Origin of the sequence: Halogranum amylolyticum, from assembly GCF_900110465.1 — an archaeon.
Lineage (GTDB): Archaea > Halobacteriota > Halobacteria > Halobacteriales > Haloferacaceae > Halogranum > Halogranum amylolyticum.
Genome location: NZ_FODV01000006.1, coordinates 1 through 16,167, shown reverse-complemented (window position 1 = coordinate 16,167; position 16,167 = coordinate 1). Strand labels below are relative to the sequence as shown.

Annotated in this window: 18 protein-coding genes; 11 read left to right on the top strand and 7 right to left on the bottom strand. The window is 65.4% G+C overall.

Annotation, left to right across the window (positions count from 1 at the left end; genetic code table 11):
- Nucleotides 1–5: 5 nt before the first annotated feature.
- Both BSG17_RS12990 and BSG17_RS12985 read right to left on the bottom strand, forming a co-directional pair.
- Nucleotides 6–557 carry a DUF7122 family protein gene (locus tag BSG17_RS12990; RefSeq protein WP_089824759.1) on the bottom strand — a complete coding sequence of 184 codons (552 nt, stop codon included), beginning with the start codon at nucleotides 555–557 and terminating at the stop codon, nucleotides 6–8.
- Nucleotides 554–1,522, bottom strand: a complete 969-nt coding sequence (locus tag BSG17_RS12985) for an RsmB/NOP family class I SAM-dependent RNA methyltransferase (RefSeq protein WP_089824757.1) — start codon at nucleotides 1,520–1,522, stop codon at nucleotides 554–556. The genes BSG17_RS12990 and BSG17_RS12985 overlap by 4 nt, the downstream gene beginning before the upstream one ends.
- A gap of 117 nt (nucleotides 1,523–1,639) precedes the next feature.
- On the opposite strand from BSG17_RS12985, the gene BSG17_RS12980 reads away from it, so the two are divergent.
- A complete protein-coding gene (locus BSG17_RS12980; protein ID WP_089824755.1) occupies nucleotides 1,640–2,380 on the top strand; it encodes a proteasome assembly chaperone family protein in 741 nt (246 codons plus the stop codon).
- 30 nt (nucleotides 2,381–2,410) lie between these two features.
- Here BSG17_RS12980 and BSG17_RS12975 read toward each other — a convergent pair whose 3' ends face one another.
- Nucleotides 2,411–3,415 carry a glycerophosphodiester phosphodiesterase gene (locus BSG17_RS12975; protein WP_089824753.1) on the bottom strand — a complete coding sequence of 335 codons (1,005 nt, stop codon included), beginning with the start codon at nucleotides 3,413–3,415 and terminating at the stop codon, nucleotides 2,411–2,413.
- A gap of 187 nt (nucleotides 3,416–3,602) precedes the next feature.
- On the opposite strand from BSG17_RS12975, the gene grpE reads away from it, so the two are divergent.
- The 3 genes from grpE (at nucleotide 3,603) to dnaJ (ending at nucleotide 7,812) form a co-directional block, all read left to right on the top strand.
- Nucleotides 3,603–4,226 carry a nucleotide exchange factor GrpE gene (gene grpE / locus BSG17_RS12970; RefSeq protein WP_089824751.1) on the top strand — a complete coding sequence of 208 codons (624 nt, stop codon included), beginning with the start codon at nucleotides 3,603–3,605 and terminating at the stop codon, nucleotides 4,224–4,226.
- Between the two features lie 255 nt (nucleotides 4,227–4,481).
- On the top strand, nucleotides 4,482–6,389 hold the full coding sequence (gene dnaK, locus BSG17_RS12965) for a molecular chaperone DnaK (RefSeq protein WP_089824749.1): 1,908 nt from the start codon (nucleotides 4,482–4,484) through the stop codon (nucleotides 6,387–6,389).
- Between the two features lie 265 nt (nucleotides 6,390–6,654).
- The gene (gene dnaJ, locus BSG17_RS12960) at nucleotides 6,655–7,812 is read left to right on the top strand and encodes a molecular chaperone DnaJ (RefSeq protein WP_089825071.1); all 1,158 of its coding nucleotides are present in this window, start codon (nucleotides 6,655–6,657) and stop codon (nucleotides 7,810–7,812) included.
- A 3-nt stretch (nucleotides 7,813–7,815) separates the two neighbouring features.
- On the opposite strand, the gene BSG17_RS12955 is transcribed toward dnaJ, so the two are convergent.
- Nucleotides 7,816–8,370, bottom strand: coding sequence for a metal-dependent hydrolase (locus BSG17_RS12955; RefSeq protein ID WP_089824747.1), 555 nt, complete (start codon nucleotides 8,368–8,370; stop codon nucleotides 7,816–7,818).
- 164 nt (nucleotides 8,371–8,534) lie between these two features.
- Here BSG17_RS12955 and BSG17_RS12950 point away from each other — a divergent pair, with 164 nt between their 5' ends.
- Together BSG17_RS12950 and BSG17_RS12945 are read left to right on the top strand one after the other, a co-directional pair.
- Entirely contained in the window at nucleotides 8,535–8,855 is a 321-nt protein-coding gene (locus BSG17_RS12950; protein WP_089824745.1) for a cupin domain-containing protein, read from the top strand.
- 72 nt (nucleotides 8,856–8,927) lie between these two features.
- Nucleotides 8,928–10,064: a CobW family GTP-binding protein gene (locus tag BSG17_RS12945; protein WP_089824743.1), complete on the top strand. Its 1,137-nt coding sequence runs from the start codon at nucleotides 8,928–8,930 to the stop codon at nucleotides 10,062–10,064.
- Here the strand turns inward: BSG17_RS12945 and BSG17_RS26020 are convergent.
- Complete coding sequence (locus BSG17_RS26020; RefSeq protein ID WP_139246607.1) at nucleotides 10,054–10,239, bottom strand: hypothetical protein; 186 nt, start codon at nucleotides 10,237–10,239, stop codon at nucleotides 10,054–10,056. The genes BSG17_RS12945 and BSG17_RS26020 overlap by 11 nt on opposite strands.
- Nucleotides 10,240–10,321: 82 nt before the next feature.
- Between BSG17_RS26020 and BSG17_RS26015 the strand changes: the two genes are divergently transcribed.
- On the top strand, nucleotides 10,322–10,441 hold the full coding sequence (locus BSG17_RS26015; protein ID WP_244531530.1) for a DUF1059 domain-containing protein: 120 nt from the start codon (nucleotides 10,322–10,324) through the stop codon (nucleotides 10,439–10,441).
- Here BSG17_RS26015 and BSG17_RS12940 read toward each other — a convergent pair.
- Nucleotides 10,438–11,598 (bottom strand): glutathione-independent formaldehyde dehydrogenase, encoded by a 1,161-nt coding sequence (locus tag BSG17_RS12940; protein ID WP_089824740.1) that lies wholly within the window; start codon nucleotides 11,596–11,598, stop codon nucleotides 10,438–10,440. The two genes, BSG17_RS26015 and BSG17_RS12940, sit on opposite strands and share 4 nt — an antisense overlap.
- A 211-nt stretch (nucleotides 11,599–11,809) precedes the next feature.
- On the opposite strand from BSG17_RS12940, the gene BSG17_RS12935 reads away from it, so the two are divergent.
- From BSG17_RS12935 to BSG17_RS12920, 4 genes are all read left to right on the top strand, one after another.
- Nucleotides 11,810–12,529, top strand: a complete 720-nt coding sequence (locus BSG17_RS12935; protein WP_089824738.1) for an acyl-CoA synthetase family protein — start codon at nucleotides 11,810–11,812, stop codon at nucleotides 12,527–12,529.
- 48 nt (nucleotides 12,530–12,577) lie between these two features.
- Complete coding sequence (locus tag BSG17_RS12930) at nucleotides 12,578–13,132, top strand: GNAT family N-acetyltransferase (protein WP_089824736.1); 555 nt, start codon at nucleotides 12,578–12,580, stop codon at nucleotides 13,130–13,132.
- Nucleotides 13,129–13,671 carry a GNAT family N-acetyltransferase gene (locus BSG17_RS12925; protein WP_089824734.1) on the top strand — a complete coding sequence of 181 codons (543 nt, stop codon included), beginning with the start codon at nucleotides 13,129–13,131 and terminating at the stop codon, nucleotides 13,669–13,671. The genes BSG17_RS12930 and BSG17_RS12925 overlap by 4 nt, the downstream gene beginning before the upstream one ends.
- A gap of 107 nt (nucleotides 13,672–13,778) precedes the next feature.
- Entirely contained in the window at nucleotides 13,779–15,086 is a 1,308-nt protein-coding gene (locus tag BSG17_RS12920; protein ID WP_089824732.1) for a dicarboxylate/amino acid:cation symporter, read from the top strand.
- Nucleotides 15,087–15,160: 74 nt separating this feature from the next.
- Here BSG17_RS12920 and BSG17_RS12915 read toward each other — a convergent pair.
- A partial coding sequence (locus BSG17_RS12915; RefSeq protein ID WP_139246605.1) for an acetate--CoA ligase occupies nucleotides 15,161–16,167 on the bottom strand: 1,007 nt, incomplete at its 5' end.

The window sequence follows — 16,167 nt, the reverse complement described above, 5'->3', positions numbered from 1 at the left end:
GGCCGTCAGATCTCGTCTAGATTCTCGCGCCGACCTTTCGGCACCGTCGAACGCAGCTCTCCGTAGACGAACAACCCGACACCGATCGGTTCGCCCTCGCCGGCGAGGTCGTGTGCGGCGACGAGGTAGCCCCAGTCACCCTCCCAGTCGAGCTCTTGGTCTTCGCCGGCGGCGAACGCCGCAGCCTGCTCGCCGTCGAGTTCGACGACGTTCTTGGTCGCCTCGCGGCCGAACCGCTGGACGGCGTTCGTCGTCGGCTTCCAGTGTTCCTGTCGCGTCCGGAGGAACGTCATCCCGAGCCCCTCGACCGAGATGGGGTCTGCGGTGTCGCCGTGGAGGATCCAGATCTTTCCGGCCCCCTTCTCCCAGAAGGTGTAGCCGTCGAACGTCTCCGGCGGGACGCCGAACCGCTCGTCCCACCACTCGAGCACCTCCTCGCGGGTCGCACGGCCGTCGACCTCGCGCTCCGTGGCGGTCGCCGGGAGGCGGTCGAACCGCTGGCCGTCGTTCGTCGGTGCGGCATCGTCGCCGCCGGACTGCGAGCCCTCGTCGCTCATGCCTCGACCTCCGTCTCGTCTCCGCTTCCACCCACTCGCAGCTTCGCACAGAAGAACCCGCCCGTGTCGTTCTGGTGGGGGTAGACACGGTGGGTCTTCTCGACGCTCGGGTGGTACTCCTCGCCTTCCCACTCGGTGATACCGGGCGACGTCTCCAGCGGCGCGTCGAACGCGACGACCTCGCAGTCCTCGGTCTCGAGCGCGTGGTTCACGACGGCCTCGTTCTCCTCGGGGGCGAACGTACAGGTGGAGTAGACGACGATACCACCGGGTCTCGTCGCCTGGACCGCACGACGGACGATCCCCTTCTGGATGCCGACGACGCTCCGGACGTGGTCCATCGTCCACTTCTCCAGCGCGTCGGGGTTCTTCCGGCAGGTCCCCTCACAGGAACAGGGGGCGTCGACGAGGGTGCGGTCGAACTCGTCGAAGTTGGCGGGTCCGACGGAGCCGTCGCCGTCGGACTGGAACGGCTTCAGCGAGAAGTTCCGAGCGTCTTGGTTCGTGACGGCGACGTTGGTGACGCCGAGGCGTTCGGCGTTGTGCCGGAGCGCCGACAGTCGGCCGAGACTGTTGTCGTTGGCGACGACGAACCCCTCGTCGTCCATCAGCGCCGAGATCTGCGTCGACTTGCTGCCCGGCGCGGCACAGGTGTCCCACACTCTCTCGCCCGGTCGAGGGTCGAGCGCGATCGCGGGGAGCGCAGAGACCTCTTCCTGGCCGTGGAGCCAGCCGTGGAAGTACGGCCACGTCGTGCCCGCTTTGCCCTCGGTCAACCGGAGGATCTCGGGGTTCCAGTCGGTCTGTTCGTAGCCGACGCCCTCGGCGTCGAGCGCCGCCGTCGCCCGGTCGACGGTCGTCTTGATGGTGTTGACCCGGACGACGTAGGGGAGCGGTCGGTCGCAGGCGTCGAGGAACGCCTCCTCGTCGTCGACGAGCGGGAGGTACCGCTGTAAGGGGTTCATTGCCCTCTCTTTCCAGCGGGGTCGTTTGTCGGTTTCGGAGTCGGGGTCGTCGCTCCGGATGCGCCTCTCGTGCACACGGCCCACCCTTTTAGTACGCTGCCACTCCTTCTCACTGCCATGGCTCACATCAACGTACTCGCGGACGACGTCTCGCTCGACGAACCGTTGCTGGTCGAAGGACTGCCGGGCGTCGGACTCGTGGGGAAGATCACCGCAGACCACCTCGTCGACGAGTTCGAGATGGTCCACTACGCGAACGTTCACTGTGAGGGCATCCCCCGCGTCGCCGTCTACGCCGACGACGACGTGGAGCTCCGGACGCCGGTCCGACTCTACGCCGACGAGGAGCGGGACCTGCTCGTCCTCCAGAGCGACGTCCCGATCCACCCGCAGGCGGCGACGGAGTTCGCGGGCTGTATCCGCGGCTGGTTCGAGGACGACGGCGTCGTCCCCATCTTCCTGAGCGGTATCGGTGAGGAGAAGACCGACGAGGTTCCCCGACTCTACGGCGTCGCGACCGGCGACGGCGGGTCGCTCCTGGAAGCGGCCGACGTCGGTCGGCCGACCGAGATGGGGATCGTCACCGGACCGACGGGCGCGCTGATGAACGACGTACTCGAACACGGCCTGACGAGCGTCGGTCTCGTCGTCCAGTCGGACCCGAAGTTCCCGGACCCGGAGGCCGCACGCGTCGTCATCAAACAGGGGATCGAACCGCTCACCGGCGTCGAAGTGCCCGTCGACGACCTCGTCGACCACGCCGAGGAGATCCGCGAGGCCAAACAGCAACTCGCACAGCGGATGCAGGAGGTCGACGACGAGAGCACGCAGGCCCAGCCGATCCGGATGTACCAGTGACGGTCGGCGGGCGAGCGAGTTAACGAGCGGTCAGCAACCGCCGCCGAACCCGCTCAGTCCGGGGTAGTCGGCGATGAGCCCGTCGACGCCGGCCTTCGTCAACTCCTGTGCCTGATACCACGTGCCGATAGTCCAGACGTTGACTTCTCGACCCTCGTCGTGAGCGACCTCGACGAGGTCGACGTCGGCGTACGGACCGCTCGTGTAGTATTCGTCGCCGAAGAACGGCGTCCCCTTCACGAGATTGTACGGCGGGTGGAGCGCCTCACAATCGTACGTCCGCGTGATGTCGAGTCCCGCCTCGATATCGTCCCAGAAGAGGAAGGCGACCGGGATCGAGGGGTCGGCCTCGCGGACCGTCGCGAGCGCCGCCTCGTAGAACGACGAGACGAGCACGTCGTTGTCGTAGTCGTCGACGACGGCGAGCACGTCCTCGGTGAACGGTCGCCACACGTCCTTCTGTGTCTCCAGCGCGTCGCCCGAGAGGTTCTCCGCGAACCGCACGTCGAACGACCCGGGGTTCTTGAATTCGACGTTGACGCCGACCGAACTCGGCAGTGCGTCCAGCAGTTCTGACAGCAGCGGTACCGTCTCCCCGCTGTCGAGCACCTCCGCGCTCGTGACGACGTCGGTCGACGTCTCCCAGACGACGCCTTCCGTGTCGGTCAGTCCCCGCTCGCCGCCGTCGCGACTGCGCAGTCGATCGTCGTGGAAGACGACTACGTCGCCATCGGCGGTCGGCACGACGTCGATCTCGACCATCTCCGCACCGCCCTGCGGTCCCTGCTTCGCCGCCATCTCGACCGCGCCGACCGTGTTCTCGGGGTACATCCCGGCGAATCCGCGGTGGGCGATCGTGGTCGGCCGAGTTCTGTCGCTCATCGTCTCGTCCGTCTCATCGCGGTCCTCGCGCTTGTCGCTTTCCACCCCGTCGTCCGCGAGACCCGTCTGGCTACTCAGCGCAGTCCCGGTGACTGCGACACCCGTCCCCTGCAGGAACCGCCGCCGGTTCACGTCGTGGCTGTTTTCGGACATAGCGAATCAGTTCTCGATAGCAAAACAATTAAAATTTCCTTCGGAGCAATTAATATAATAAGGGTGACAATAGACCCCACAGATAGCCCTCCGTAGCCGCCGCCAGCGTCGCGGGTTCCAGACGTGCGAGGGGGACTCCGCGTACCACATCTACAACCTTATACCCCGTCGGGCGTTTCTTCCGACCATGACAGACGAGGCTCCCGACGCAGACCAGGTCGAAGAGGTGCCTGTCGACGACGTCGAAACGGAGGAGTCGGCCGACGCCGACGAGGCCGAACAGGTCGACATCGCCGCCCGCGTCGCCGAGTACGACGACGGACTCGCCGCCGAGGTTCGCGAGCTCCAGTCGCGCGTCACTCATCTCGAGTCGGAGGTCGAGAGCCGCGACGAGCGGGTCGAGGAGTTGGAGGGGAAACTCAAGCGCAAGCAGGCGGACTTCCAGAACTACAAGAAACGCACCAAGAAGAAGCAGGACCAGATCCGCGAGCGTGCCACCGAGGACTTCGTCGAGCGGGTCGTCTCCGTCCGTGACAACCTCGTGCGCGCGCTCGACCAGGACGAGGGTGCCGACATTCGGCCGGGCGTCGAGTCGACGCTCGAGGAGTTCGACCGCATCCTCACGAGCGAGAACGTCGAGATCATCCATCCCGAACCCGGTGTGGAGGTCGACCCGCAGCGACACGAGGTGATGATGCGCGTCGACAGCGACCAACCCGAGGGCACCGTCGCCGACGTCTTCCAACCCGGCTACGAGATGGCCGACAAGGTCATCCGCGCGGCGCAGATCACCGTCAGCGACGGCGAGTAGGCGACACGACACGCTTCTCCGACACCGTTCGACGACCCGTGTTCACGACTCCGGTCGGCGCCGCGAGGGTCCCGGAGCGGCGAACGATCAGATGGCTGATAGCGACGGCTCCCGGACTCGCGGTTCGATATAAAGCTCCCGGACGGTCTGTCTCGACGGAGTCCGAAACCGCATGACTGCGGCGAGTTGTCGTCTGCGCCAATCTCGTCTCATCTAGTAACCTTTAACCGCGGCAAGCCGGTATCTGGAAGCAACATGGCGAGCAACAAGATTCTCGGTATCGACCTTGGTACCACGAACAGCGCGTTCGCCGTGATGGAGGGAGGCGACCCCGAAATCATCGTGAACGCGGAGGGTGACCGAACCACCCCATCCGTCGTCGCCTTCACGGACGACGACGAACGTCTGGTCGGCAAGCCGGCGAAGAACCAGGCCATCCAGAACCCCGACCAGACGTTCCGCTCCATCAAACGGCACATGGGCGAGGAGGACTACACCGTCGACGTCGAGGGTGAGGAGTACACCCCCGAGCAGATCTCGGCGATGATCCTCCAGAAGATCAAGCGCGACGCCGAGGACTATCTCGGCGACGACGTCGAGAAGGCCGTCATCACGGTTCCCGCGTACTTCAACGACAAGCAGCGGCAGGCCACGAAGGACGCCGGCGAGATCGCCGGCTTCGAGGTCGAACGCATCGTCAACGAGCCGACGGCCGCGTCGATGGCGTACGGTCTCGACGACGACTCCGACCAGACCGTGCTCGTCTTCGACCTCGGTGGCGGGACGTTCGACGTCTCGGTGCTGGATCTCGGCGGCGGCGTCTACGAAGTCGTCGCGACGAACGGGGACAACAGCCTCGGCGGCGACGATTGGGACGAGGCCATCATCGACCACCTCGCCGAGGAGTTCGAGAACAACCACGGCATCGACCTCCGCGAGGACCGCCAGGCGCTCCAGCGACTGAAGGACGCCGCCGAGGAGGCGAAGATCGAACTCAGCTCCCGGAAGGAGACGGACATCAACCTGCCGTTCATCACGGCGACCGACTCCGGCCCGGTCCACCTCGAACAGTCGCTCACACGCGCGAAGTTCGAGTCGCTGACGTCGGACCTCATCGAGCGCACCGTCGGTCCGACGGAGCAGGCGCTCGAAGACGCCGGCTACGACAAAGACGACATCGACGAGGTCATCCTCGTCGGCGGATCGACCCGGATGCCGCAGGTCCAGGAGAAGGTCGAGGAGCTGCTCGACAAGGAGCCGAAGAAGAACGTCAACCCCGACGAGGCGGTCGCGCTCGGCGCGGCCATCCAGGGTGGCGTCCTCGGCGGCGAGGTCGACGACATTGTCCTGCTCGACGTGACGCCGCTCTCGCTCGGTATCGAGGTGAAGGGTGGGCTGTTCGAGCGACTCATCGAGAAGAACACCACTATCCCGACCGAGGAGTCGAAGATCTTCACCACGGCCGCCGACAACCAGACCTCCGTGCAGGTCCGCGTCTTCCAGGGTGAACGCGAGATCGCCGAGGAGAACGAACTGCTCGGCGAGTTCCAGCTGACCGGCATCCCGCCGTCCCCGGCGGGCACGCCGCAGATCGAGGTCGGCTTCAACATCGACGAGAACGGGATCGTCAACGTCGAAGCCGAGGACAAGGGCTCCGGCAACGCCGAGTCGATCACCATCGAAGGCGGTGCGGGCCTCTCCGACGAGCAGATCGACCGGATGCAGGAGGAGGCCGAACAGCACGCCGAGGAGGACAAGGAACGTCGCGAGCGCATCGAGGCGCGGAACAACGCCGAGAGCGCCGTCCAGCGCGCCAACTCGCTGCTCGAGGAGAACGAAGAGCAGGTCGACGACGACCTCCGCGCGGACATCGAGGCCGCCATCGAGGACGTCGAGGAGACCCTCGAGGACGACGACGCGACGACCGAGGAGCTCGAGGAGGCGACCGAATCGCTCTCGACGGAACTGCAGGAGATCGGCAAGCAGATGTACCAGCAGCAGGCCCAGCAGGCACAGGCCGGTGCCGGCGGTGCCGGCGGTATGGGCGGCGGCGCTGGCATGGGTGACATGGGCGGCGCAGGCGGTCCGGGCGGCCCGGGCGATGCCGACGACGACGAGTACGTCGACGCCGACTTCGAAGACGTAGACGAAAGCGACGAATAGTCGCTTTCGTCTGCCCGTCAGACGTAGTCTGACGAACGTTGATGAAGACGACTCGTAGAGTCGTCTCGTCTGCTCACGAGAGCAACGCTCTCGTGAACGTTGACGAAGACGAGCAGTAACCCACGTCGACGCGACGTCTGCTGACTGCGGTCTCTCTTTACGCCGATCACCTTTCGACAGTCCCGACTGTCGGCCCTCCGAACATCGATCTGATACAGCAAGCGCGCTTTTCAAGTAGTTCGACCGATAACGGATGGAACAACTGATGAGCGAGGACTTCTACGACGTGCTCGGGGTCTCCCGGGATGCCGACGAGGACGAGATCAAGAAGGCCTACCGGAAGAAGGCGACCGAGTACCATCCGGACGTCAGCGACGACCCCAACGCCGAGGAGAAGTTCAAGAAGGTGAAAAAGGCCAAGGAGGTGCTCACCGACGAGGAGAAACGCTCGGCGTACGACCGTATGGGCCACGACCGCTTCGAGCAGGCCGAGAAGCGCGGAGGGTTCGACGGCGGTGGCGGCGGCCAGCGCGGCAACCCGTTCGGCGGCGGTGGCGGGATGGGTGGCGGGATGGGCGGCTTCGAGGACATCTTCAACAACCTGTTCAACGGTGGTGGCGGCGGTCAGCGCGGCAACCGCCCACAGAAGGGTGCAGACCTCCGGACGCGCCTGACGCTCGACCTCGAAGACGCCTACGAGGGCGTCGAGAAACAGGTGACCGTCACCCGCCCGGAGGCGTGTCCCGACTGCGACGGCAAGGGACATCCCGCGGACGCCGACGTCGAGACGTGTCCGGAGTGTAACGGACAGGGTCAGACGACGACGGTCCAGCAGACGCCGTTCGGTCGGATGCAACAGACCCAGACCTGTCGCCGCTGTGGCGGCGACGGCGAGCTCTACAGCGAGACCTGTAGCACCTGCGGCGGCGACGGACAGGTCCGAAACGAGGCGACGCTCTCGGTCGACATCCCGGCCGGCATCCGCGACGGACAGAGCCTCCGGATGGAACGGGAGGGCGCACCCGGCGAGAACGGGGGTCCGAACGGCGATCTCCTCATCGAGATCCAGATCACCGACCACGAGACACTCCGTCGCGAGGGCGACGACCTCTACGTCCAACTTCCCATCTCCTTCCCGCAGGCTGCGTTCGGCGCGACGGTCGACGTCGAGACGCTCGACGGCACCGTCGAGATGGACGTCCCCGAGGGGACCCAGAGCGGCGAGACGTTCCGACTCAAGGGGAAAGGGATGCCCCGCCTCCAGCGGCGCGGACAGGGAGATCTCTACGTGCAGGTGCAGGTCGTCACGCCCGAGAGCCTCAACAAAGAACAGAAGGCGGCGCTCGAACAGTTCGCCGAGGCTGGCGGTGACGAGGTCGAGGTGAAAGAGGGCTTCTTCGAGAAGATCAAAAACTCCTTCTGAGGGTCAGACCGGGTCGTTGTCCGTCTCTCCGACCGTTGCCACGCTCTCTCTGTTCGTCGCCAACGGTGCACGGTCGAGGAGGCGAGCGACGTCGCCGTGCAGCCGGTACGTAGTAAGACCGGCGGCGAGCAGTCCCGCGTTGACGGTCGGGTCGCTCGCGCGGACCAGGCTCAGCGTGTAGTGAGCGTCGAAGAGGGGAGCGAACGGACGGATGCCCATCGGAGTGACGACGTCGCCGAGAAGGTGTGTACCGATGCCGACCGCACCCACCAGAGACGTGAAGAAGAAGTCGTAACGTCGTCGCCGGAACCCCGGTGCGCGGGTGAGCGCTCCGACGACACCGAACAGGACACCGACGGCGACGGCGGCGGTCGCCGTGTGCGTGACTCCCCGGTGGGGGACGGCGGCGAGATAGAGGTCGACGTCGGGTGCCGACGCCGTCAGCAGAAAGCCCACCGTCCCCACTCGAACTGCTCGGCGCAACCCGTAACGGTGAAGCAGTATCGCGACGGGGGTGAAACAAAGCAGCGCGATTCCGACGTGCCCTGGGAAGTACATACCTCTACCGAGCGATTCTTCCCCTTAATTCTCGGACAACCACCCGGTAACCACCCCCGCTCACACCGTGGTAACCGCCCGCACGACACTCCCTGTCAACACCCCGACGGTACCGGCGGCGCTCGGTGCAAGCTATTTGCTACCACGACTCCAATTCGGAGGGGATGACGCACACGAAAGTCAACTACCACGACGTCGAACCGATCAGCGAGTCGATGTACTTCCTCCGCGACGCGCTCGACTGTGAGAACCTCGGCGTCACCGTCGTTGAGGCCGAACCGGGGTGGAGCGGGAAAGAACACGACCACGTCGAGTCCGAACACGAGGAGGTGTACGTCCTCGTCGACGGTGACGCCACCCTCACCGTCGGCGACGAGACACTGACGCTCGCGGTGGGCGACGCCGTTCGGGTCTCACCCGACGAAGTTCGTCAGTTACACGTCGGCGACGTCGCGAGTACGCTCCTCGTCGTCGGCGCACCGTGAGCAGTGCCGTGCGCATCCGACCCGCCGCACCGACAGGGATAACTGCCTTTCGTGTCAACCCACACCGAGAGAATGAATAGCACACGTTCCGACGGGACAATCCCCGTTACGGTCGTCAGCGGCTACCTCGGTTCAGGGAAGACGACGCTCGTCAACCACCTACTGAACGACCCGCAGGGCCACGAGATCGCCGTCGTCGTCAACGACATGGGCGAGGTCAACATCGACGCCGAACTCATCGCTGACAGTGATGCCGACGCCGACGACGGCGTGATCGACCTCTCGAACGGCTGTATCTGCTGTCGACTCCAGTCGGATCTCCTCACCGAGGTGAAGCGGTTGGCCGAGACGCGATCGTTCGACTATCTCCTCGTCGAGGCGTCCGGCATCAGCGAACCGATACCGATCGCCCAGACGTTCACCGTCGGATCCGAGGAGAGCGACGTCGACCCCACCGACTACTACCGTCTCGACACGACCGTCTCGGTCGTCGACGCCTACGGCTTCTGGAAGGAGTTCGACGTCGAGGAGGGGCTTCCCGACCGGATGCGCACACCTGACCGGCCGTTCGCGAACGTTCTCGTCGACAGCATCGAGTTCTGTGACGTGCTGCTGTTGAACAAGTGTGACATGGTTCCGGACGAGGAACTCGACCGGATCGAGGCCATCGTCGAGGAGCTCCAACCGCGCGCCGACATCGTCCGAACCGAGTACTCGGCGGTCGACCCCGCACGCGTCCTCGGCACCGGTCGGTTCGACTTCGAGCGGGCCCAGCGGGAGGTCGGCTGGAAGCAGCAGTTGGCCGGCGATCACGGTCACGATCACGGTGACGACGGCAACGACCACGACCACCGCTCGACCGCCGAACGCCACGGCGTCGCCTCGACCGTCTACCGTCGCCGCGAACCGTTCCATCCGGGGCGACTGGACGCGTGGCTCGACGACTGGGACGGCAACGTCGTCCGCGCGAAGGGGTTCTTCCGTCTCGCCGGTCGACCCGACGCTGTCATGGGGTTGAGTCAGGCGGGACCGTCGATACAGGCCGGGCCGATCGGGACGTGGGACGAGGCGGACGACCCGGAGACGCGACTGGTGTTCATCGGCACCGACCTCGACGCCGACGCGCTCGCGGCGTCGCTCGACGACTGTCTCGCGACCGCCGAGGAGATCGCGGTGGGGGAGTTCGACGATCCGTTCCCTACGACATGAGGTCGGCTTTGAGGTCGTCCCACGACTCGTGGAAGCCGTACGTCGACTCGCTCTCGGCCAGCCCGGCGATCGCCTCCTGGTAGACGTCGTCGTACTGGAGGAGCTGTGTCCAGCCCTCGGCGTTGTACATGCAGTACTGACACATCGGTAGTAAGTAGTGGGCGACGAGAGGCATTAATCCGTCGGGCACGTAGAGGAGCTGTCGACGCTCTCGGTGCACCGGACGTACCCGGGCGGGGGTAGGACGTACGATGACAATGACCGGAACGTGTCCCCACTGCGACTGGCAGGTCGTCGCGGGGTCGTACGCGGAGATCGTGGAGCTGTACCAGCGACATCTCAGGAACGAACATCCCGAGGCGTGGATGCGCTCCTAAGGTTCGAGGAGCACCTTCGTCACACCCTCTTCGCGCTTGTCGAACTTCTCGTACATCTCCGGGGCCTCGTCGAGGCCGACGCGGTGGGAGACGACGAAACTCGGGTCTGCCCGTCCCTCGATGATGAGGTCGCGCAGTTCGCGGTTGTACTGCTTGACGTTACACTGACCGGTGCCGAGCTTCAGCCCCTTCTCGAATAGTTTTCCGAAGTCGATACCGAGACGGCCCTGTGCGGCCATCTCGTCCGGTGCACCGGGGTCCGAGGGGACGTACAGACCGGGGATACCGAGTTCGCCGGTCGGGCGGACGACCTGGATCAGCTGGTTGAGGACGACCGCCGGGTTCTCCCGGGCGGGGTCGTAGGCGTCGTCGCTGGGGTCGGTCTCGGGGTCGATCGCCTGATAGCCGACCGCGTCGACGCCCTTGTCGACCATATCACCGTGTTCCTGTTTGATCTGTTCGACCGGGTCCGAATCCTCGAAGTTGATCGCCGTCGCGTCGCAGTGTTCCTCCGCGAGGTCGAGACGGCTCTCCACGCGGTCGACCACGTAGATCTCCGCCGCACCCTTGATCTTCGCGCTGTAGGCGGCCATAAGACCGACCGGTCCGGCACCGAAGATGGCGACGGACTCGCCCGGACTCAGATTCGCCAGTTCGGTGCCGTGCCACCCCGTCGGGAAGATGTCGGCCAGAAGCGAGAACGAGTCCTCGTGTTCGTCACCCTCCGGGAGTTTGAGGGCGTTGAAGTCCGCGTACGGGACGCGGAGTTTCTCCGCCTGTCCCCCTTGATACGGTCCCATGGCTACGTAGCCGTAGGCACCCCCGGCGAACCCGGGGTTGACGTTGGTACAGAAGCCGGTGTAGCCGTTCTCACAGTTCCGACAGAACCCGCAGGCGACGTTGAACGGCATCACCACACGGTCGCCCTCCTCGAGTGTCGACACGCCGTCGCCGACCTCCTCAACGATCCCCATGTTCTCGTGTCCGAACACGATCCCCTCCTCGGCGGCGGTCCGGCCCTCGTACATGTGGAGGTCCGAGCCGCAGATGGCGGTCGTCGTGATGTCGATGACGATGTCGTTCGGATGCTGGAGCTCCGGTTCGTCGACGTCTTCGATCGCTACTTCCTTGGGTCCCTGATAGACAACTGCTCTCATTGGTTTGTGTGCACACCCATCAACTGTGTTGCGGAGTGGATGTAAATGATTGACTGTTAACTATTCACTCTGGTTTGTGAATCCCTAGCAATGCGACGAACGCACGAGAGACCGGTCTCGAAGACTGTTCCGTTCTGCGAGGGATCGTGCGGTGCGCCGGTCTCCGTCCGAGTTCGGCGGTCTTTTGCGTCGCTCTCCCGTAGTGTGCTCTGTGAACACCCTCGGTGACCTCGTCGCCCGCGACCGTCGGTCGTCGGCGCTCGCACTCCGCGTCCCGTCGCTCGAGCGAGACTACAGTTACCACGACTTCTGTACCACGGCGTGGAAGGCGGGCAACTTCCTGAGTTTCCTCGGCGTCCGCGGCGGCGGACGCGTCGCCATCGAACCGGACCCGCTGCCCGAGCCGCTCCTGACGTTCTTCGGGGCCGCACTCCACGGTGCGACGACCGCGTTCGACCCCAGCGACGGGGACGTCCGGGCAGTCGTCGTCCCCCAGCGACGCGAGAGCGAGTTCGCCGACGTCCCCGGCACGAAGCGCGTCGTCTACGGCGGCCCGCCGACCGACCCCGGCGTCTCGCACTGGGAGAAAGAGGTCTGGAGCGAGAACCCCGCGTTTCCGCCGACCGACGTCGACCCTGCGACGGCCGCACTCGCCGCCGGCGACGACGAGTACAGCCATCGAGAGCTTCTGCGTGCTGCCGACCACGTCGTCGACGACCTCGACCTGACGGCGGACGACGAGGTGGTCGTCCGCTCGTCGCTGGCGGAACCGGGCGTCGTCGCCGCCGGCGTGCTCGCACCGCTCTCTGTCGGGTCGACCGTCGTGTTCCCCGACCTCGAGACGGACGATTCGCAGGGGTCCGTCGCCGTCGCCGACGCCGACGCCGACGTTCCGGAACGCCGTCGCTTCCTCTCGACGGACGTGCTGTGATACCACTTCTCAACGAACTATATCACGGCGCTGTCCGTCTGCGGTGGCATGCCCGGTGCGACGTTCCTCCGCGGTGACCGTCTAACTCTCCGAGCGATCGACCGCGACGACGCGTCGTTCTTCGAGCGGTGGCACAACGACCCTCGGGTCCGCGTCCCGCTCGGGATGGACGCCCCCAGAAACGAGACACAGGTCGAGGAGAGTTTCGAGAACTGGTTCGAGAGCGACGAGAGCGTCAACCTGCTCGTCTGCCTCGCCGACGAAGACAGTGGTAGTGACGACCCCGAACCGATCGGGGCGGTCAGCGCGAAGCAGATCCAGTACACCCGGCCCGAACTCTCGTACTGGGTCGCCCCCGACTCCCAGGGCCAGGGGTACGCCGCCGAGGCACTGGAACTACTCGTCGGCTACGTCTTCGAGACGTACGCCGTCAACGGGCTCTGGGCACAGGCGTTCGAGTACAACGACGCCTCGTGGGAACTGCTCGAGTCGCTCGGCTTCAGTCGCGAGGGGACGATGCGCGGTCACCGGTTCGTCCGTGGCGACTACGAGGACGTCGTCGTCTACGGACTGCTCCGCGAGGAGTGGGAGCGTCGCGAATGAGTGAAGTCGGCGACGTCGACACGACCGTCGTCGCGGGCGACCGCGTCTCGCTTCGCCCCGTCGAACGTGACGACGCGGCCTTCCTGCAGCGCTCGACGACGGACCCGGAGATCCGCATCCCGCTCGGCTCGACGTCGCCGAGCAACGAACACGAGACCGAGTCGTTCATCGAGGAGGTGATCGAGAGCGACGACGGCGTCTCGCTGCTCGTCGAAGCGGACGAGAAACGCATCGGACTCGTCGCGACGAAGAGTCTCGACCCCGCGCGCCCGGAGCTCGTCTACTGGTTCGCCCCCGAGTATCACGGTGACGGGTACGGGACGGAGGCAGTCGGCCTGTTCGTCGACTACCTCTTTCGGACCGTCGACTGTCACGGCCTCCACGCTCGCGTCTTCGCGTTCAACGGTGGCTCTCGCGGCGTACTGGAACGACTCGGCTTCGCCGAGGAGGGCCGGTTCCGGGAGGCACGGTTCGTCGACGGCGCGTACGTCGACGTGGTCCACTTCGGACTGTTGCGACGGGACTGGGAGAGTTCCTGAACGGGGCTCTCCTTTCCGGAAACCGGCACGCTGTGTCACGGCTGTCGTTCGGAGCTCTGTATCAAAATTTATGAGAAGGTTTGTCAAACTGTACGATAGATCGTCTTATGGCATCTAATCGCATTGTCTCGACGTGGAGGACGTACCGGTCTGTCGGTATCGTCTACCGCATCGGAATCGCGTTCGTACTCGGATCACTTCTCGGACTCGCTGTCGGCGAGACGGCGACCGTCCTGCAACCGATCGGCGACCTGTTCGTCCGACTGCTGACGATGCTCATCGTCCCCATCGTCGTGTTCACGCTGTTGATGGGAGTCAGACAGCTGACGCCATCGACGCTGGGGAAGCTCGGTGGGCAGGTCGTCGCGCTGTACGCGGTCACCTCCGCCGTCGCCGTCGCGGTCGGCCTCGCCGTCTCCAACGCGATCCAGCCGGGGTCGCGGGGGCTGGAGAGCCTGCTCGCCGAGGCGGAGCCACAGAGCGCGGAGGCGCCGTCGGCCACGGAGGTCGTCCTGAACATCGTCCCGACGAACCCGCTCGGCGCGATGGCCGAGGGGTCGGTGTTGCCGACCATCTTCTTCGTCGTCGTCTTCGGCCTCGCCTTGGCACTCGTCCAGGAGGAGACCGACGACCCGGCGATCTCCAGCGGTATCGAGACGTTCTTCGATCTCGCGGAGGCGGGCGCCGAGGCGATGTTCAAGGTCGTCTGGGGCGTGATGGAGTTCGGTGTCCTCGGCGTCTTCGCCCTCATGGCGAGCGTCTTCGGGGCGGCCGGCGTCGACGCCATCGTCCCGTTCGCGCTGCTCATCGTGACGATGCTCGTCGCCGCCGTCGTCCACATCGGCGTCGTCTATCTCGGCGGGTTCGTCGTCGGCATCCTCGGCCAGTCGCCGTTCTCGTTCCTCTCGGGGGCCCGCGAGGCGATGGTCACCGCACTCAGCATCCGCTCGTCGAGCGGGACGCTCCCGGTGACGATGTCGGACGCCGACGAGAACCTCGGCGTCGCAGAGCGCGTCTACGGGTTCACGCTTCCGCTCGGCGCGACGATCAACATGGACGGGACGGCGATGTATCAGGGGGTCGCGGCGATCTTCGCGGCCAACGTCGTCGGCGTCAACCTCACGCTGGCCGACCAGTTCGCCGTCGTCTCCGTCGCCGTCCTTGCGAGTATCGGCACCGCAGGCGTCCCCGGGTCGGGGCTCATCATGCTGACGCTCGTGCTCACGCAACTGGGACTGCCGCTGGAGATCGTCGGCGTCGTCGCCGGCGTCGACCCCATCCTCGACCGTATCCGTACGATGGTCAACGTCACCGGCGACCTCGCAGTGACGACCGCCGTCGCGAAGTGGAACGGCGCGGTCGACTTCACGACCGGCGTCTGGTCCGACGGCGTGCGGTCGTCGTTGGCCGACTGAACGGTCGTCACTGACCGACCGACTGTTCGTCACTGATCGACCGAACGGTCGATCTCATCGACCTCGCTCGGGTTCTACTTCGCCGCCTCGATCTCCTCTAACGCCTCGGGGTTCTCGATGCTGCTCATGTCGCCGAGTTCTTCGCCCTGATAGAGCGCGGAGATGGCCCGGCGGATGATCTTCCCGGACTGCGTCTTGGGGAACTCGTCGACGAACAGCACCTCGCGCGGGCGGAACGGCTTGCCCAACTCTTCGCCGACGAGCGCCCGGAGCTCCTCGCGCAGCGCGTCGCTCACGTCGACGCCGTCTTCGAGGACGACGTAGGCGACGACGGCGGTGCCAGTGGTGTCGTCGGGGACGCCGACGGCGGCCGCCTGGTTGACGCCCTCGTGTTCGATGAGCGCGCCCTCGACCTCGGCGGGGCCGACCTTCCGTCCCGCGACGTTGAGCGCGTCGTCGGCGCGGCCGTGCAAGAACCAGAAGCCGTCTTCGTCTTTCTGTGCCCAGTCGCCGTGGTCCCACATCGGCGGGTCTTTGAAGGTCGACCAGTAGGTGTTCAGATAGCGTTCATCGCCCTCCCACAGCGATTTGGTCATCGACGGACAGGAGTCACGGGCGACGAGGAAGCCGCGTTCGTGGTCGTCGGCGACTGACTCGCCCTGTGAGTTCACGACGTCGATGTTCATTCCCAACCCTGGTCCGCCGAGTGAGCAGGGTTTCAGCGGCTGGGTCGGCATCGGCATGAGGAAGCAGCCGCAGATCTCGGTGCCGCCGGAGATGTTGATGATCGGCGCTTCGCTTCGTCCCACTTTCTCGTAGAACCACATCCACGACTCGGGGTCCCATGGTTCGCCAGTCGAGCCTAAGAGGCGTAAACTGGAGAGGTCGTGTTTCTCGACCCACTCGTCGTCGTACTTGCGGAGGGCGCGAATCGCCGTCGGCGAGATGCCGAAGGTGGTGAGCTTGTGGCGGTCGATCATCGACCAGAAGCGATCGGGTTCGGGGTAGTCGGGCGCACCCTCGTACATGAAGATGGTACCGCCGAAGGTGTGGTTGCCGATGAGCGTCCACGGACCCATCA

What these genes read in the sequence shown, in the direction of transcription:
- BSG17_RS12925 (WP_089824734.1), top strand. Translation starts at nt 13,129, where the DNA reads ATGAGTGAAGTCGGCGACGTCGACACGACCGTCGTCGCGGGCGACCGC.
- BSG17_RS12940 (WP_089824740.1), bottom strand. Translation starts at nt 11,598, where the DNA reads ATGAGAGCAGTTGTCTATCAGGGACCCAAGGAAGTAGCGATCGAAGAC.
- BSG17_RS26015 (WP_244531530.1), top strand. Translation starts at nt 10,322, where the DNA reads ATGACCGGAACGTGTCCCCACTGCGACTGGCAGGTCGTCGCGGGGTCG.
- BSG17_RS12975 (WP_089824753.1), bottom strand. Translation starts at nt 3,415, where the DNA reads ATGTCCGAAAACAGCCACGACGTGAACCGGCGGCGGTTCCTGCAGGGG.
- dnaK (WP_089824749.1), top strand. Translation starts at nt 4,482, where the DNA reads ATGGCGAGCAACAAGATTCTCGGTATCGACCTTGGTACCACGAACAGC.
- grpE (WP_089824751.1), top strand. Translation starts at nt 3,603, where the DNA reads ATGACAGACGAGGCTCCCGACGCAGACCAGGTCGAAGAGGTGCCTGTC.
- dnaJ (WP_089825071.1), top strand. Translation starts at nt 6,655, where the DNA reads ATGAGCGAGGACTTCTACGACGTGCTCGGGGTCTCCCGGGATGCCGAC.
- BSG17_RS12955 (WP_089824747.1), bottom strand. Translation starts at nt 8,370, where the DNA reads ATGTACTTCCCAGGGCACGTCGGAATCGCGCTGCTTTGTTTCACCCCC.
- BSG17_RS12980 (WP_089824755.1), top strand. Translation starts at nt 1,640, where the DNA reads ATGGCTCACATCAACGTACTCGCGGACGACGTCTCGCTCGACGAACCG.
- BSG17_RS12990 (WP_089824759.1), bottom strand. Translation starts at nt 557, where the DNA reads ATGAGCGACGAGGGCTCGCAGTCCGGCGGCGACGATGCCGCACCGACG.
- BSG17_RS12930 (WP_089824736.1), top strand. Translation starts at nt 12,578, where the DNA reads ATGCCCGGTGCGACGTTCCTCCGCGGTGACCGTCTAACTCTCCGAGCG.
- BSG17_RS12985 (WP_089824757.1), bottom strand. Translation starts at nt 1,522, where the DNA reads ATGAACCCCTTACAGCGGTACCTCCCGCTCGTCGACGACGAGGAGGCG.
- BSG17_RS12950 (WP_089824745.1), top strand. Translation starts at nt 8,535, where the DNA reads ATGACGCACACGAAAGTCAACTACCACGACGTCGAACCGATCAGCGAG.
- BSG17_RS12945 (WP_089824743.1), top strand. Translation starts at nt 8,928, where the DNA reads ATGAATAGCACACGTTCCGACGGGACAATCCCCGTTACGGTCGTCAGC.
- BSG17_RS26020 (WP_139246607.1), bottom strand. Translation starts at nt 10,239, where the DNA reads ATGCCTCTCGTCGCCCACTACTTACTACCGATGTGTCAGTACTGCATG.
- BSG17_RS12920 (WP_089824732.1), top strand. Translation starts at nt 13,779, where the DNA reads ATGGCATCTAATCGCATTGTCTCGACGTGGAGGACGTACCGGTCTGTC.